Below are 15102 nucleotides of genomic sequence, written 5' to 3'. Positions count from 1 at the left end.
CAGGCACAATCAAGACATGCACCGCCCGATGTCCGCGCCCGAACAGACCGAGCTCTCTGTGCGCGCGGTCGCGGAAAAGCTGGACATACCCACCGCGACGCTGCGCAGCTGGAATCGACGCTACGGGATCGGGCCGCGTCAGGATCGGCCCGGACGGCACCGTCTGTACTCCGAGCGCGATATCGCCGTGCTCACGCGAATGGTGGAGCTCATCCGGGCGGGATCGACTCCCGCGGCGGCTGCCGAGGCCGTACGCGGGCCGGTGCTGTCGTTCGGTGATGAGGCGACGCTGCTGGCGGCGGCCTTCGCGCTGGATTCGAGTACCGCGTGCGCGCTGCTGGAGAATCATCTGCGCGAGTACGGGGTAGTCGATACCTGGGATCGCCTGTGCCGTCCGGTGTTCGCGGGCATCGTGGGCCGTCAGCTCGACGGTGAGGGCTGTGTGGATGTGGAGCATCTGCTGTCCTGGTGTGTGGTGACGGCCCTGCATCGCGCGGTGGCGCCCGTGGCGATCGATGAGTCCGCGCCGATCGTGCTGGCCTGCACCAGTGGCGAAACCCATTCGCTGCCCTTGGAAGTGCTGCGCGCCGCGCTGGCCGAACGGGGTATGGGCGCGCGCATGCTCGGGCCCGACGTGCCCTCGATCGCCCTGTCCGACACGCTGAATCGACTGCCCGCACCGGCCACGGTGCTGCTGTGGTCGCAACAGGAGGCGACCGCGCTCACCTCCGCGGTGCGTATCTGCGCCGACGCCGGTGCGCGAGTCCATGTCGGCGGCCCGGGCTGGGATGGCCTGCTCCTGCCCGAATCGGCGCTCCGGGTCGCCACCCTGGTCGAGGCGCTCGCACAATTGGGTGCACGGGAAGACCAACCTGCCCGCGTGTAGCCCGGCCCTCATGCGAGGGCATACGCACTCCCGCGTCATCGGCGAGATCCGGTCGGGATCACGAGGAGTCACCACACAACACCTCGACCGCTTCCTCCAGGCTGCGCAGAATGTGCCGGTCGGGGACGGACGCCGACTCCGCCCAGCCGGGGCCCGCCAGCAGGACAGCACACCGAGCGAGCTCGGCCGCGTGTACCGAGGCAACCGAGGCGGTCCGGGCCGATTGCGACCACAGCAGCACCGTCGGCGGGAGGGGGTATCGCGAGAGTGCTTGTCCGAGAGCGGTAGTGGGCACATTCGCGCCCAGCAGCAGTGCGGGGCGGCGGTTGTCGGCCAGCGCGGCGCGCAGCACCTCGAGTGGCAGCACGTGCTGCTCACCGGGAGTGCAGGCCAGCACGAGATCCACCTGCCCGCCCGGGGTGGCCACGGCGGGAACGCAGCGATGCAGGCTGGTGGTGAGCGCCCAGGACAGCAGATGCTCGACGTCGATGTATCCGTCGCCCTGGCGCTGATGTTCGACGATCACCGCGAATGCGGGGCGGCACAGTCGATTCCAGGTGGCGATCACACCGTAGTGGGCGAGATGCGCGTCCAGCAGATGCAGCAGGCGAGCGACGTCCATGCTTTCGGCGGCGGTGACCACCGGTTCGACCGCGCCGAGTTCGGGAGCGGGCTCGAGCACCAGACGTCCGGCCTTGGCGGCGCTGGCGGGACTCGCACCGGCCCGGACCAGCTCGACCATCCTGGTCAACGCGGCGAGATCGGCGGCGGTGTAATGGCGGTGTCGACCCGGTAGCCGGGTGGGGCCGATACCGTAGCGCCGATTCCAACTGCGCAGTGTGGCAACCGGAATGCCCAGGCGGCGCGCGACGGCGCCGACGGTGAATTCCGCCGGCTCCGCGGCCTCCGATGCCTCCGGCGCACCGGTCATGACCGATGTGCCGCCGAGCGTATCTCCGCGCGTCCACGCTGTTCGTAGCGCATCGCGGCCAGGCTCAGCAGTCCCCACAGGCTGGTCACCGCGAGGGTTTTCGTGCGTTCGGGGCGCCCGGCGAGTGCACGGGCGAACACGGCGGTGTCCGCGGTATCGGACGCGATGCGCACCAGCGCGGACATGGTGCGAGCTCGTGGCGTCGATGCCGCCGCGAGCGCCACCCCCGAGGCCAGATCGCGCAGCCCGACCATCCGAGCCAGCACGCGGAGCTCCGGTTCCTCGCCGATGCCCAAACCGGTGGGGCGCAGCAGTATCGCCGGTCGCACGGCGACCGCAGCACCGTAGGCGGCGGTGAGAACCCCGAGAATCCGTGCGGGAGTTGCGGGGTTCATCGGGTGCACCACGACTCGTTCATCGACATTTGCCCGCTGGGTTGAAGTTCATGAATCCTCCGCCGTCGAGCGCTCGATGCTGCCGGGTTCCTCCTTTCGACGCTATCATTGAATCGATGCAAATTCGATGCAATCGCAGCGCCGCATTCGAATCGGCTCGCGGACCGCACTCCGCGCGAACCTCGGAAGAGCTGATCAATGACCTTTGACGTCCGCACCGTTGTCGACGACATGCTCGACCGCACCGTGGTGCTCGGGTACGGCCGCACCGGATACGCGCTGCGCAGTCGCGGCTGGACGCCGCTGCCGCCGCAGGCGTTGCGCGGGCGAACCGCGCTGGTCACCGGCGCGAACTCGGGTATCGGCAAGGCCATCGCGGCCGGGCTGGCCGAGCTCGGCGCGGCGGTAACCCTGGTGGTACGGGATGAGAGTCGGGGTGCGGAGGCGGCGGCCGAGATCGCGGCGTCCGGATCCGGTCCGCGGCCCGGCGTCGAACGCTGCGATATCTCCGATCTGGCCGATGTGCACCGGTTCGCCGCAGACTTCGTCGAGCGGAACGAGCGAGTCGACGTGCTGGTGCACAATGCGGGCGTGCTGCCCGCGGCGCGCACGGAAAGCCCGCAGGGCCATGAGATCTGCCTGGCCACCCACGTTCTGGGACCGCTGCTGTTGACCGAACGACTCGCACCCGTCATGGCGGGCGGACGGGTGATCCTGGTGTCCTCCGGCGGGATGTACACCCAGCCCCTGCCCACCGAGGATTTCGAATACAAGACTGGCGAATACCGCGGTGCGACCGCGTACGCGCGCACCAAACGCATGCAGGTGGCACTGCTCCCGACGCTCTCCGATCGCTATGCGGCCGAGGGCATTTCGGTGCACGGCATGCATCCGGGCTGGGTGGACACCCCGGGCGTGGCCACATCGCTGCCGCGCTTTCGCACCCTGACCCGGCCGCTGCTGCGCACCCCGGCCGAGGGCGCGGACACCGCGATCTGGCTGGCCGCGACAGAGGTTCCCTCCGGGCGGTTCTGGCATGACCGTCGGGCCCGGCCCGAGCATTATCTGCGCAGGACCCGTGAATCCGACGCCGACCGCGAGCGCCTGTGGCGCTACTGCGCGGCCGTCGCCGGACTCCCGGAGCGATGAATCCCGTTCACATACCGTTGAATTCGACGATCGGCGGCGGATAGTCCCCGGCGAGCATGCCCGCGCGCCACGGCTTGTGGATCTCCGCGCCCGGCAGATCCGCCAGTTCCGGGAGCCAGCGCCGCACATAGTCGCCTTCGGGGTCGAAGCGCTCGGCCTGGCGCAGCGGATTGAGCACCCGGCTCGATCGCGTATCGGTGCCGGTTCCGGCCATCCACTGCCAGTTCATTCGGTTGTTGGCCACATCACCGTCCACCAACCACTGCTCGAAATAGCCCGCCCCGATACGCCAATCCACGCGCATGGTCTTGACCAGGAAGCTGGCGGCGATCAGCCGGGAACGACCGGGCATCAAGCCGGTCGCGGTGAGCTGGCGCATGCCGGCGTCGACCATCGGAATTCCGGTCCGCCCGGCCTGCCAGGCCGCGACCGCGTGTGGATCGTTGCGCCACGGCTCGTTCGTCTCGCGATAGTCCTCGATGGCCACTTCGGGGCGGTCCGCGAGCACCTGATGGTAGAAATCGCGCCAGGCCACCTGCCGCACGAAGGCATTGCCGCCCGGATCCGACGCATCGGTCCGGAAGGCGATCTCACCCGCGGACAGGCAACCGAAATGCAGGTACGGCGACAGCCCGGAGGTGCCGTCGACCGACGGGATGTCTTTGACGTCGGCGTACTCGCGCACCGGACCGGAAAGCCACTGCTCCAGCAGTTTTCGTCCGGTACTCTCCCCGCCGAGGGCGAGATCGGGCGACCCGCCCTCGACCGCGGTGGCATCCGGAATCGGCTCGCTCGCGACCTTCGGTACCCGAATGGCGGTCGGCGGGGCCAACGGACGCCGCATCGGGGTATCGAGCCAGCGCCGGAAATACGGGCTGAAGATGGCGTAGTGACTGCGCCCGGTATCGGGCCGCAGCGTGGCGGTGTCGACCGCGGTGATGGAGGCCGGATGACTGTGCAGCGCACAATCGCTGCCGGACAGCCGCTCCCGCAACGCCGCCTCCCGCTTGACGCTGTAGCGGGTGACGTCGGCGGCCATATGCACGCTCGGGGCTTTCACCTGCGCCGCGAGCCGCTCGACCTCGTCGACGATATTGCCGCTCCGCACCACCAATCGTCCACCACGCGAACGCAATTCGGCGTCGAGCTCCCCCAGTGCGGCGTACAGGAACCGTAGCCGGTTGGGCGCGTCGGAAACCTTGGCGAGCAGGTCCTCGTCCAACACGAATAGTGGGACCACCTGCTCGCTCTCCCGGCACGCCGCTTCCAGGGCGGGGTTGTCGTGCACACGCAGGTCTCGGGTGAAAAGCACGATCGATGCGCTCATACCTCCACCCTAGCGCTATTCGATGCACTATCGATGCAACCGGGTGAATCCACGAGGCCGGAGCGGCCGACCAAATACAAGAAGTCGGCCGTTCCGGGTTGCGATGTCTCGGACTACCGGTATTTCAGATCGGCTTGGCCCTGAATCACGCGCCCTGCGACGTAGAGATCTCCGTTGGAGTCCAGGATCGCGATGATTTTCTTGGTATTGCCGATGTGGGTGGTGAAGTAGATCTTGTCCGCTTCCTGGGAGCTGCTGAAATTGGTATTGACCGAGAGCTCGATGCTCACCGGCGAACTGATCAGCACATCCTTCTTCGGTGTGTTGGGGTAGACCTGGCTGTCGCGCAGCTTGACCCGGCCGTGGGTGTCCCCCTCTTCCCAGTCGGACGCAAGACCTAGATCGATATCGGGCATGGTGTTTCCTTTCCTTCTCGAAGCTGGTTGCCTCGAGCCGAAATGCGAACGCCGATGTCCCTCTCTACGTGAGCGGGATACCCTCCGGGGCGATCGAAATGCGTTGTGCCGCAACCGAGCATACGCCGCATCACACAGCCCGATATCGAGAATCACTGGCAGAGAAAACAACTCGTCATCCCTCAGCATGATCGAGTTGTATATCCGCTGATGGTGAGGTGTTTTCAAGAATACGGACCAGTCGCATCCGAAACGACGGACGGATCGGAGGACGCTCCGATCAGACCGAGCACAGCGGCGCGAGAGTCTCGAGCCCGCCGGTGGTGGGGCTGGTGAGGTACCAGCAGGTGTTCTCCCCCGCCGAGGTGATCGCGGCGCGGATATCGCTCCACTGGGCGGGGTCCAGGGCGGGGGTGCGCGAGAGCACGAAACCCGAGAGGCGATTCGGATCGGTGACCAGCGCCCACGAGTAATCCTGGCCGAGGGCGGTCACGATGTAGTTGGGTGACCCGTAGCGCGACTCCTGGGTGGGCACCCCGGGGAAGCTGACGTGCAGTTGCGCGTTGGTGACGGGGTCGGTCACGGTGGCGGTGCCGCGAATCTCGTTCGGCCCGCCGGTCCAGGTGGTGCATGAATTGTGCACCGACACATCGCCCTGGGCGTCCAGCGCGTATTCGGCGCGGGTGTCGCGGGCGCACACCAGGTTGAAATACTGTGGCATTGCGGCCAATTGGTACCAGGTGCCCAGGTACCGGCTCAGATCCAGTGAGGCGATCGGCTGCGGTTGATCGGATTGCGCATTCGCCACGGGCATGATTCCGGCGACGGATACGGCCGCGGCGGCGGCGAAAGTCGTTGCCAGCACTCGTAAGTGGTTCCGATTCATGATGCTTGTCCTTACCTAGCGGTGTACTCATCCGACGAGCTCGAAGGTTCGTTCAGTGCGCGACTGCGGGTTCGGCCTCCTTTCCGGACCTGTCGCCATGCCGGGTGCCGGGCCACCAGATACGGTCGCCGAGAATGGCGAACAGCGCGGGGACCGCCACGGTGCGCACGACGAACGTGTCGAGCAGAATGCCGATTCCGACCACGATGCCCAGTTGGGTGAGGGTGATCAGGGGCAGCACCCCGAGCACGCAGAAGACCGCCGCCAGCACTACTCCGGCGCTGGTGATCACCGCGCCGGTGGAGGAGACCGCGCGCACCATGCCGTCGACGGTCCCGTGCCGCTCGGCTTCCTCGCGCGCCCGGACGACCAGGAAGATCGTGTAATCCACGCCCAGCGCGACCAGGAACAGGAATCCGAACAGGGGCACATTGGTATCGAGCGCGGGGAAGCCGAACACGTGGTCACTCACCAGACTTCCCAGTCCCAGCGCCGCCAGCGCACTGAGCACGGTGACGGCCACCAGGATGAGCGCGGCCGGAATCGCGCGCAGCAGTGCGAGCAACACCAGCAGGATGACCGCGAGAATCAGTGGGATGACCAGCAATTGATCACGCCGAGCCGAATCTCGGATATCGAGCGCCTGGGCATCGGAACCCCCGATCATCGCCTCGGAGCCGGGGATGGCGCGCAGCTCGGACCGCAGGGCTTCGATGGTGGTGAACGCCTGGGCCGACGCGGGTGGGGCGTCCAGGACCACCGACCATCGAGTCAGCCCGCTGCCCGAGTCACCGCTGACGCTCGCCCGTGAGACTCCCTCGGTGTGGTCGAGTGCGGCCTGAACCGCGGCGCGCGTATCGGTACGGGCCAGCACGATAGCGGGATCGGATGTGCCGGAAGGGAAATGAGCGGCCAGGGTGTCCAGTCCGTCCACGGATTCCGCGCGCACGCGGAACTGCTCGGTCTGCGCGAGCCCGACCTTGGTCACCAGTAGTCCGCTCGCGCAGAGCAGTAGTCCGGCCAGCACCGGCACCACCACGAGCACCGGTCGCCGCACCACCCCGCGCGCGATCGAATACCAGACGCCGGACTGCGCCTCATCACGTTCATCGGGGCGGGGAACGAAGGGCCAGAAAACTTTTCGACCGCACAATGCCAGCAGCGGCGGCAGCGCGAAAAGCACGAACACCAATGCCACGACCAACCCCGCCGCGGCGAAGGCCCCGAGGCTGCGAGTGTTCGGGAGCGCGGCGAGCAGCAGGGTCAGCAGCGCCATCACCACGGTGGCATTGCTGGCCAGAATCGCGGGCGCGGCCCGGCGGACCGCAGCGCGTAGCGCGTCTCGATGAGACTCGTTGTGGTGCAGCTCATCCCGATAGCGCGACACCAGCAGCAGCGCGTAGTTCGTGCCCGCGCCGAAGACGAGCACACTGGTGATCCCGCTGGTCGATCCGTCGAACGCGAGTCCGGTCAGTTGCGACAGCGCGGTGCCGACCCCGGTGGCGACTCGATCCGCGAACGCCACCACCGACAGTGGCAGCAGCCACAGCACCGGTGAGCGGTAGGTGAGGATGAGCAGCACCATCACCACCAGCGCGGTCACCACCAGCAGCAGCACGTTCGCCCCGGAGAACGATTCGGCGATATCCGCCCCGAAGGCCGGACCGCCCGTCACCTGAAAGTCCAACTGCGCCGGTGCGTCCCGATTCGCCGCCGCCCGCAGGTCGGCAACCCGATCCGAGAGCGCGAACCCGTTCAGCGATGCCGGGACCGGAATCGAGACCAACGCGGCCTTGCGATCAGGCGAGACCACCGCCGGTGCGCGCTCACCACCCGAACGCATGCGATCCGCCGCCGCGTCGACCGCCGCGAGATCCTGGGGGCTCAGCTCCGCGCCATCGCCTCGACTAGCCACGAGCACGGCGGCAGCGGTGTCACCGCCCGGGAACCGCTCGACGGCGGTGGCGACACGCGCGGACTCCGCGCTGTCCGGCAATGACTTGGGCCCCTGCCCCGAACTGTCGTTACTCCCGGCCAGGCCCATGACCAGCGCGCCGAACAGCACGACCGCGAGCAGCAAGGCCCACGCTCTGCGCCCGGTGACCAGGTCCGCGTAGCGATCCCATACACCCATGCGAGCAACTATTTCAGAAACTTAACTAATGCGCAAAGACCGAGCCCGCAGGGGCACTAGGCTGGGTAGGACAACGAAGGAGGTAGCGGTGGCCGACCGCCCGGCGAGTATGCCCCCACCGGGGACCGAGCGTTCCGCGCTCGAAACCGAGATCGCCCGCGATGTCCGCGCACTGGCTGCGGTCTCCGAGCAGATCGGTCATTCGTTCGCGCGCTCACACGATTTGCGGCCCAATGATTTCCGCGCGCTGGTTCATGTGGCGACCGCGGAGGTCGAGGGCACGCCGCTGACCGCCGGGCAGTTGGGTACCCTGGCGGGCGTTTCTCCCGCGGCGATCACCTACCTGGTGGAACGCATGATCGAATCCGGGCACCTCGAACGCGCCGTGGACGCCACCGACCGCCGACGCGTGAAACTGCACTACACCGATCACGGAATGGCCGTGGCCGCGGCGTTTTTCATGCCGCTGGCCACTCGTATGCGGAGCGCGCTGTCATCGCTGTCGGAGGATGAGCTGGAGACGACCCATCGCGCCATGGTGCAGATTGTGAGCGCCCTGCGCGAATTCGCCACCGAACTCGATAACGGTCCCGAATCCGGCCCGCGCGCCGCGGGCACCACAGACGCGCCGGACGGCGGCAAGGCTCCCCGCGGCTGAGCTCATCGATCCGCGTCTCGGCGCGACCCGCATAGCCGCATCGAGATCGCCCGGCACTTCGGAAACGAGCGGGCGATTCGACGACCGAATTCGCACGTCAGGACGACGCGACTCCACGACGGGCGTCGGCGCGGGGATCGCGCCGCAGGTAGCGGCCGCGCGGATCGCCCTGCACCTTGCCGTCGCCGTAGATCCGATGACCGCGCAGAAAGACGGTGTCGACGCGCGCGTGCATCTCGAATCCCTCGAAAGGTGTGTATTCCTGGGCGGATTCGGAATCCGCCGCACGCACCGTCCACCGTGCGTCCGGATCGACGAGCACGATGTCCGCGTCGAATCCGGCCGCGATCTCACCCTTGTCGACCAGTCCGTACCGCCGCGCCGGGTTGCGCGCGGTGAGTTCGGCGATGCGCGAGAGCGGCAGTCCGCGGCGCATCCCCTCCCCCACCAAGCCGGGTAGCAGATACTCCGCACCGCCGAACCCGGATTTGGCCGCGAAGACATCCTCGCGGTCGGGCCCGAATTTCTGTTCGTCGCGACAACAGGCGTGATCGCTGACGACCCAGTCGATGTCCCCCGCCAGCAGATGCCGCCACAGCGCTTCGACATCCGCGCGCTCGCGCAACGGCGGATTCACCTTGCCGCCCAGGCCGTGTGCGGTATCGACATCGGCCAGCAGATGCCCGATGGTGACCTCGCGACGGAAGTCGACGTGCGGGAAGGCCGCGGCCATGGTGAGCGCTGCCTCTACGGCCTTGGCCGAGGACAGATGCAGCAGATTGATATTCGCCAACCCGGTTTCGTGCGCGAGGTAGGACGCGGTGGTGATGGCCAAGCCCTCCGAATGCGCCGGGCGCGAGGCACTGTAGGCGCGCAGACCGCTGAGCGTGCCCTCGCGTTCGACGAGTTCGGTATAGGCGGCCATGATCTCGGCGGTCTCGCAGTGCAGTGATAGCGAGAGGTGTCTGCCCACACTCGCGCGGGCCCGCTGGATCGCGCGCATGACGAATTCGAAGTGCGCCAGGTCGTAGCGCTCGGTGGGCGGGATCATCAGGAAGTCGGCCTGATCCGAGGACCGGCCGTGCAGGCCGTGGCCACCGTAGAACATGAAGATCTTGAACGAGGTGATGCCGAAATCCTGGACCAGGGACGGTATTTCGGCGATGTGCTCGGCGGTCATCGGCGCGAGATGCAAGGCATGGTCGACGAAGGATCGTCCGGCCATCGCGGCCAGCACCTCCGGTACGAAGTCCCGGTAGGCCCCGCCTCGATTGAGGTAGTAGCGCCCGGTGCGCATATAGGTGATCGAGGTGGTGACACCGCCCTGAGCACAGGCGCGACTCTCGGTATCGGTGTCCGCGGCTAGCTCCTGGTAGATGCCCCAATGCTGATGGGCGTCAACCACTCCGGGAAAAGCCAGCAGCCCGCGCGCGTCGATCACATTGTCCACACCGGAGGTCGGCAGCTGTGCGCCCACCGCGGTGATGGCCCCGCCCGCGACCGCGATATCGACCGCCGGGGGGCTGTCGGTGGATGGGTCGCCCGGGCGCACGACGCGGGCGTTCCGGATCAGCAGGTCGGTCGCCACGGCTCACTCCAGTTTCTCTGTGCGAAACAGCTTTTCCAATTGGGCGATCATCGCAGTAGTATGCGCTGACAGTCAATGCCGCACACCCACTTTCATGTTTCGCTGTGGGAAACATGCTGCGGCGGGTAGGAGTTGAGCGATGGACGGCCCACTGTCGGGAATCCGCGTACTGGATGTGGCGACGCTATTCGCCGGTCCGCTGGCGGCGACCATGCTGGCGGATTTCGGCGCGGAGGTGGTGAAGATCGAACACCCCGACGGCGATCCGGTGCGCAGCCACGGTGCGCAGCGCGACGGCGTGGGACTGTGGTGGAAGATGCTGGGGCGCGGTAAGAAATCGGTGACGCTCTATCTCGGGTCCGCACCGGGGCAGCAGATCTTTCGGCGCATGGTGGCCGATGCGGATGTCCTCGTCGAGAACTTCCGTCCGGGCACCTTGGAACGCTGGGGCCTGGGCTATTCCGAACTGCGCGAGATCAATCCGGGCCTGGTGCTGGCCCGGGTCACCGGCTTCGGACAGATCGGACCCTATGCCCGGCGTCCGGGATTCGGCACGCTCGCCGAGGCGATGAGCGGATTCGCCGCCATCACCGGCGAGCCCGACGGACCGCCCATGCTGCCGCCGTTCGGTCTGGCCGATGGAATCGCCGCGCAGGCAACCGCTTTCGCCATCATGACCGCACTGCGCGCGCGGGATCGCACCGGACTGGGTCAGCAGATCGACCTCGCCATTATCGAACCCATCCTCACCCTGCTAGGCCCCCAGCTCATCGCCTACGACCAGCTCGGCGAGCTACAAACGCGGATGGGCAATCGGTCCTCGAACAACGCTCCCCGCAATCTCTACCGCACCGCCGACGGCGGTTGGGTGGCAGTGTCCACGAGCGCGCAATCGGTGGCAGAACGGGTGCTGCGCCTGGTCGGGCGACCCGATCTGATCGAACAGCCGTGGTTCGGCTCGGGAGCCGAAAGAGCCTTGCACGCTGACGAACTCGACGATGCGGTCGGCGCGTGGATCGCCGCACGCGATACCGCGGAGGTCGTGAAAGCCTTCGAGCACGCCGAGGCCGCCATCGCCCCCGTCTACACCGCCGCCGACGTCCTGGACGATCCGCAATATCGGGCGCTCGGCACCATCGCCGACCTGCCCGATGCGGAGCTGGGGCGGGTGCGCATGCAGAACGTGCTGTTCCGGCTCTCCGACACTCCGGGCCGAATCCGCTGGACCGGGCCACCTTTGGGCGCGCATACCGCCGAGGTCCTGGGACGCTACGGGGTGGATCCCGATGCGCTGGCCGAGCTGCGCGCGGCGGGAGTGGTGCGATGAGCGCGCAGGACCCGCTGGTACGCGCGGTGCAGGGCGGCGTCCGGTTGATCGAACTGGGTCAGCCGTTCTTCACCGGGATGCCGTGTTCGCCGAACCATCCCGGTTTCCGAATGACGCTGGCGCGCAGGCACGGTGATCTGATTCGCCCGGACGGCGGATCGGCGGCCGCCGAGATCATCGTCACCGGTGGACATGTGGGCACCCATATCGACGCGCTCAGCCACGTCAGCCAGAACGGCATGCTGCACGGCGGCGTCGATGCCCTCGCGGCGCAGCAGGGTGGGGTATTCACCGAACACGGCGCGGAACAGCTGCCCGGGTTCGTGTGCCGGGGCATCCTGCTCGATATCGCCGGGTTGCACGACACCGACGTCCTGCCCGGCGGCTACGAGGTGACGGTGCGCGATCTCGAGCGGGCGGCCGAATACGCCGGGGTGCGAGTCGAACCGGGCGATGTGGTGCTCATTCGCACCGGATGGTCGCGCGGGTTCGACGATCCACCCACCTATCTGGGCACGGCGACAGGTGTGCCGGGGGTCGGTATCGCCGGGGCGCAATGGCTTGCCGCACACGGTATCTCCGCTACCGGAGCCGATACCACCGCGTACGAATGCCTGGCGCCGGGAGCCGGGCACAGCGTGCTTCCGGTGCATCGGGTGCTGCTGGTGGAGTCCGGGATCTACATCCTCGAACATCTCGCGCTGGAAGCGCTTGCGGCCCAGCGGCTTCACGAGTTCGTCTTCGTGCTCGCACCGCTGCGCATCGTCGGCGGCACGGGATCGCCCGTGCGTCCGCTCGCGGCGGTGAGCCGATGAGCGCTGCGACGATCGTCGAACGGCTCGCGGACTTCGCGGTCACCGCACGTCTGAACGGGGTGGGCACCGAGCTGCGCCGGGACGCGACCAGACGGGTCCTGGATGTGCTGGGCAACAGCTTCGCCGCACTGCACACACCCGCCGCGGCGGCGGTGCGGGCGCTGGTCCTGGAGTGGGCGGGCACGCCGCAGGCGACCGCATTGGGGCAGCCCGGCGGATTTCCCGCCGCCAGTGCGGCGCTGCTCGGTGGAACCCTGGCGCACGCAATGGATTTCGATGACACCCACCTGCCGTCCGTGCTGCATCCCTCCGCGACCGTGGTCCCCACGGCACTGGCCGTGGCCCAGGCCACCGATGCTTCGGGCGCGGAGCTGCTGGACGCGGTCGCGGTCGGCGTGGAGGTCACCGTGCGCCTCGGGATGGCGGGATATGACCGGGCACTGGGCAATTCGGTGTTCTTCGAACGCGGTCAGCACGCGACCGCCATCTGCGGCGCGGTCGGCGGGGCGGCCGCGGCGGCCATGCTGTACGGCCTCGACGCGGCCGGTATCGCACACGCTCTCGGTATCGCGTCGAGTATGGGTTCGGGGCTGCTGGAAGCCAATCGCACCGGCGGCACCGTGAAACGGGTGCACTGCGGATGGGCGGCACACGCGGCGGTCACCGCGGCCGGACTGGCAAGGCATGGGCTGACCGGACCGCCGACGGTCATCGAGGGCAGATTCGGTTTGCTGCAGGCCTTTTGCGGAGATCATGCGACGCCGGAAGTCGTCACCGCCGAACTCGGAGAGCGCTGGGAGCTGCCCGGTGTCTTCTTCAAGCCGTATCCCTGTAATCACTTCACCCATGCGGGTATCGACGCCGCACTGCGCCTGCGCGCTCGCGGCGTACGCGCCGACGAGGTCGACAGCCTGATCCTGGGCGCGCCCACGCCTGTCCTGCGCACCATCGCCGAACCCATCGACCACAAGCGCCGCCCCGAATCCGGCTACCACGCGGCCTTTTCCGGTCCATACACGGTGGCCGCCGCCCTGCTGGGCGGGGGCGGACTCGGCCTCTTCCACGAGGATTTCACCGACGCCATGGCGGCGGATCCACGCCGACTCGCCCTGGCCGCCAAGGTCGAATGCGTTCCCGATGCCCGCGCCGAGCAGATCTTCCCGTTCCAATTCCCGGCCGTGCTCACCGCGCGGCTTCGGGACGGGCGCACGCTCACCGAACGCGTGGAGGTCAATCGCGGTGGTCCCGGAAACCCGCTCTCGGCAACGGAACTCGCCACCAAGTTCCGCTTGAACACCGCGCGAACGTTGACCACCACTCGCGCAGACGCCATCACCCAAGCGGTCTACGAGTTGGCCGCGCCCGGCCGATTCGCGGGGCTGCTGGCACTGCTCGAAGTCAATGAACCGGAGGTCTCGGGCTAACCCCGAACCTTGTCGCCACAGCCCGGCCGCTCCGGTTGCCGGGCCATCGGTGTGCGCGTTGACCTGTTGCAGCACAACATCATTCGAGTATCGACGGAGAATTTCCAGGTATTGACTTGTGCGTGTTTCAGACCGCTAATGGAGCGCGAGAAACGAAACGGTGTTTCTCCATGAGAGACAAGGAAGTCCCTTGAGAATCCGAAGAGCGCTGGCCGCGTTATGTTCCATCGCCGCCGCAACCATCCTCCCCGCCCTGATCGCGCCCACCGCCCACGCTGACGCGGCAATCACGAAGGTCTCCAACAAGGTCGACATCCGCTGCGCGTTCAGCACCTTGCACCAGAGCAGCGACTGGTACTTCCCCGCGGGCACCCCCAAGGCACTGCTGTGGCTACAGCACGGCTTCGCGGGTTCCAATGACTCGATGGACGATTCGGCCCGCAAGTTCGCGGCCCAGGGCTTTTTGGTGTTCGCGCCGACCCTGCCCACCGCCAACCTGCTCGGCTGTACGCTCGAGAACCTCGGCAATAACACCGATTTCCTGCACAATGTCGCCGACCTGTTCGGCAAGGCCGCCGATGCCAACGACAAGCTGGGCCGCAGTTTCACCGAGGCCAAGACCAAAGCGGGCCGCACCGCTCTGACCCTGCCCACCGCCATGGTGTTCGCGGGCCATTCGGCCGGCGGTGAGGCGGTGCCGTATGTCGCGCAGCAATTGCGGGCGAACTACGCCTCCGCGTTCGCGAACCTGCGCGGGATGATCCTGTTCGATCCGGTGAAGAGCTTCATCGGCAATAACCTGAGCAGCTCGCTCAATCACCTGGACAACTCCGGATTGCCCATCGTGGCGATCACCGCGCCGCCTTACACCTGCAACCGGGACGGCGCGGGCTCGAAGGTGCTGCTCGATCAAATCCATCGATCGTTCCTGGGCGTCCGCTTGACCAGCGGCGCGCACATCGATGTCGAGGGCGCCAGCGCACCGGCACCCGACAAGGTTGCCTGTGGCACACCGCAGGCCAAGAACGTCGACGCATTGCAGAAACTATCGGTCGCGTGGGCCGGCGATTTCGTCAGCGGCTCCACGACCGCCGACTACTACCCCGGCGGCGGCTACTACGAAAGCCTGCGCACCGCCGGAACCATTCAGAATTTGTCCTGAAATC

Annotated in this window: 14 protein-coding genes; 7 read left to right on the top strand and 7 right to left on the bottom strand. The window is 67.3% G+C overall.

What is annotated here, in order from left to right; translation table 11 throughout:
* The first annotated feature begins 16 nt into the window (after positions 1-16).
* On the top strand, positions 17-886 hold the full coding sequence (locus AB0L82_RS38630; protein ID WP_364648583.1) for a MerR family transcriptional regulator: 870 nt from the start codon (positions 17-19) through the stop codon (positions 884-886).
* Between the two features lie 58 nt (positions 887-944).
* Here AB0L82_RS38630 and AB0L82_RS38625 read toward each other — a convergent pair whose 3' ends face one another.
* Together AB0L82_RS38625 and AB0L82_RS38620 are read right to left on the bottom strand one after the other, a co-directional pair.
* Positions 945-1817 (bottom strand): MerR family transcriptional regulator, encoded by an 873-nt coding sequence (locus AB0L82_RS38625; RefSeq protein WP_364648580.1) that lies wholly within the window; start codon positions 1815-1817, stop codon positions 945-947.
* Positions 1814-2212 carry a hypothetical protein gene (locus AB0L82_RS38620; protein ID WP_364648577.1) on the bottom strand — a complete coding sequence of 133 codons (399 nt, stop codon included), beginning with the start codon at positions 2210-2212 and terminating at the stop codon, positions 1814-1816. The genes AB0L82_RS38625 and AB0L82_RS38620 overlap by 4 nt, the downstream gene beginning before the upstream one ends.
* Positions 2213-2410: 198 nt before the next feature.
* On the opposite strand from AB0L82_RS38620, the gene AB0L82_RS38615 reads away from it, so the two are divergent.
* Positions 2411-3361, top strand: a complete 951-nt coding sequence (locus AB0L82_RS38615; RefSeq protein ID WP_364648574.1) for an SDR family NAD(P)-dependent oxidoreductase — start codon at positions 2411-2413, stop codon at positions 3359-3361.
* A 7-nt stretch (positions 3362-3368) separates the two neighbouring features.
* Here AB0L82_RS38615 and AB0L82_RS38610 read toward each other — a convergent pair whose 3' ends face one another.
* The 4 genes from AB0L82_RS38610 to AB0L82_RS38595 all read right to left on the bottom strand — a co-directional run bounded on the left by AB0L82_RS38610 (position 3369) and on the right by AB0L82_RS38595 (position 8124).
* Positions 3369-4688 (bottom strand): deoxyribodipyrimidine photo-lyase, encoded by a 1320-nt coding sequence (locus AB0L82_RS38610; RefSeq protein WP_364648571.1) that lies wholly within the window; start codon positions 4686-4688, stop codon positions 3369-3371.
* Positions 4689-4801: 113 nt separating this feature from the next.
* Positions 4802-5104 carry a DUF6342 family protein gene (locus tag AB0L82_RS38605; RefSeq protein WP_364648568.1) on the bottom strand — a complete coding sequence of 101 codons (303 nt, stop codon included), beginning with the start codon at positions 5102-5104 and terminating at the stop codon, positions 4802-4804.
* Between the two features lie 280 nt (positions 5105-5384).
* Positions 5385-5990: a lipocalin family protein gene (locus AB0L82_RS38600; RefSeq protein WP_364648565.1), complete on the bottom strand. Its 606-nt coding sequence runs from the start codon at positions 5988-5990 to the stop codon at positions 5385-5387.
* A gap of 52 nt (positions 5991-6042) precedes the next feature.
* The gene (locus tag AB0L82_RS38595; RefSeq protein WP_364648561.1) at positions 6043-8124 is read right to left on the bottom strand and encodes an MMPL family transporter; all 2082 of its coding nucleotides are present in this window, start codon (positions 8122-8124) and stop codon (positions 6043-6045) included.
* An 88-nt stretch (positions 8125-8212) separates the two neighbouring features.
* Here AB0L82_RS38595 and AB0L82_RS38590 point away from each other — a divergent pair, with 88 nt between their 5' ends.
* Positions 8213-8782 carry a MarR family winged helix-turn-helix transcriptional regulator gene (locus AB0L82_RS38590; RefSeq protein ID WP_364648559.1) on the top strand — a complete coding sequence of 190 codons (570 nt, stop codon included), beginning with the start codon at positions 8213-8215 and terminating at the stop codon, positions 8780-8782.
* A gap of 97 nt (positions 8783-8879) precedes the next feature.
* Here AB0L82_RS38590 and AB0L82_RS38585 read toward each other — a convergent pair whose 3' ends face one another.
* On the bottom strand, positions 8880-10370 hold the full coding sequence (locus AB0L82_RS38585; RefSeq protein WP_364648556.1) for a dihydroorotase family protein: 1491 nt from the start codon (positions 10368-10370) through the stop codon (positions 8880-8882).
* 139 nt (positions 10371-10509) lie between these two features.
* Between AB0L82_RS38585 and AB0L82_RS38580 the strand changes: the two genes are divergently transcribed.
* From AB0L82_RS38580 to AB0L82_RS38565, 4 genes are all read left to right on the top strand, one after another.
* Positions 10510-11697, top strand: coding sequence for a CoA transferase (locus AB0L82_RS38580; protein WP_364648553.1), 1188 nt, complete (start codon positions 10510-10512; stop codon positions 11695-11697).
* Complete coding sequence (locus AB0L82_RS38575; protein ID WP_364648550.1) at positions 11694-12512, top strand: cyclase family protein; 819 nt, start codon at positions 11694-11696, stop codon at positions 12510-12512. The genes AB0L82_RS38580 and AB0L82_RS38575 overlap by 4 nt, the downstream gene beginning before the upstream one ends.
* The gene (locus tag AB0L82_RS38570; RefSeq protein WP_364648547.1) at positions 12509-13936 is read left to right on the top strand and encodes an MmgE/PrpD family protein; all 1428 of its coding nucleotides are present in this window, start codon (positions 12509-12511) and stop codon (positions 13934-13936) included. The genes AB0L82_RS38575 and AB0L82_RS38570 overlap by 4 nt, the downstream gene beginning before the upstream one ends.
* Positions 13937-14126: 190 nt before the next feature.
* Positions 14127-15098, top strand: coding sequence for a hypothetical protein (locus AB0L82_RS38565; protein WP_364648543.1), 972 nt, complete (start codon positions 14127-14129; stop codon positions 15096-15098).
* Positions 15099-15102: the final 4 nt, after the last annotated feature.

It is taken from the genome of Nocardia sp. NPDC052001, assembly GCF_040680615.1.
Taxonomy (GTDB): Bacteria; Actinomycetota; Actinomycetes; order Mycobacteriales; family Mycobacteriaceae; genus Nocardia.
The sequence above is the reverse complement of the archived record's forward strand: the minus strand, read 5'-3'. Positions and strand labels throughout refer to the sequence as shown.

What these genes read in the sequence shown, in the direction of transcription:
- AB0L82_RS38630 (WP_364648583.1), top strand. Translation starts at nt 17, where the DNA reads ATGCACCGCCCGATGTCCGCGCCCGAACAGACCGAGCTCTCTGTGCGC.
- AB0L82_RS38625 (WP_364648580.1), bottom strand. Translation starts at nt 1,817, where the DNA reads ATGACCGGTGCGCCGGAGGCATCGGAGGCCGCGGAGCCGGCGGAATTC.
- AB0L82_RS38620 (WP_364648577.1), bottom strand. Translation starts at nt 2,212, where the DNA reads ATGAACCCCGCAACTCCCGCACGGATTCTCGGGGTTCTCACCGCCGCC.
- AB0L82_RS38615 (WP_364648574.1), top strand. Translation starts at nt 2,411, where the DNA reads ATGACCTTTGACGTCCGCACCGTTGTCGACGACATGCTCGACCGCACC.
- AB0L82_RS38610 (WP_364648571.1), bottom strand. Translation starts at nt 4,688, where the DNA reads ATGAGCGCATCGATCGTGCTTTTCACCCGAGACCTGCGTGTGCACGAC.
- AB0L82_RS38605 (WP_364648568.1), bottom strand. Translation starts at nt 5,104, where the DNA reads ATGCCCGATATCGATCTAGGTCTTGCGTCCGACTGGGAAGAGGGGGAC.
- AB0L82_RS38600 (WP_364648565.1), bottom strand. Translation starts at nt 5,990, where the DNA reads ATGAATCGGAACCACTTACGAGTGCTGGCAACGACTTTCGCCGCCGCC.
- AB0L82_RS38595 (WP_364648561.1), bottom strand. Translation starts at nt 8,124, where the DNA reads ATGGGTGTATGGGATCGCTACGCGGACCTGGTCACCGGGCGCAGAGCG.
- AB0L82_RS38580 (WP_364648553.1), top strand. Translation starts at nt 10,510, where the DNA reads ATGGACGGCCCACTGTCGGGAATCCGCGTACTGGATGTGGCGACGCTA.
- AB0L82_RS38575 (WP_364648550.1), top strand. Translation starts at nt 11,694, where the DNA reads ATGAGCGCGCAGGACCCGCTGGTACGCGCGGTGCAGGGCGGCGTCCGG.
- AB0L82_RS38570 (WP_364648547.1), top strand. Translation starts at nt 12,509, where the DNA reads ATGAGCGCTGCGACGATCGTCGAACGGCTCGCGGACTTCGCGGTCACC.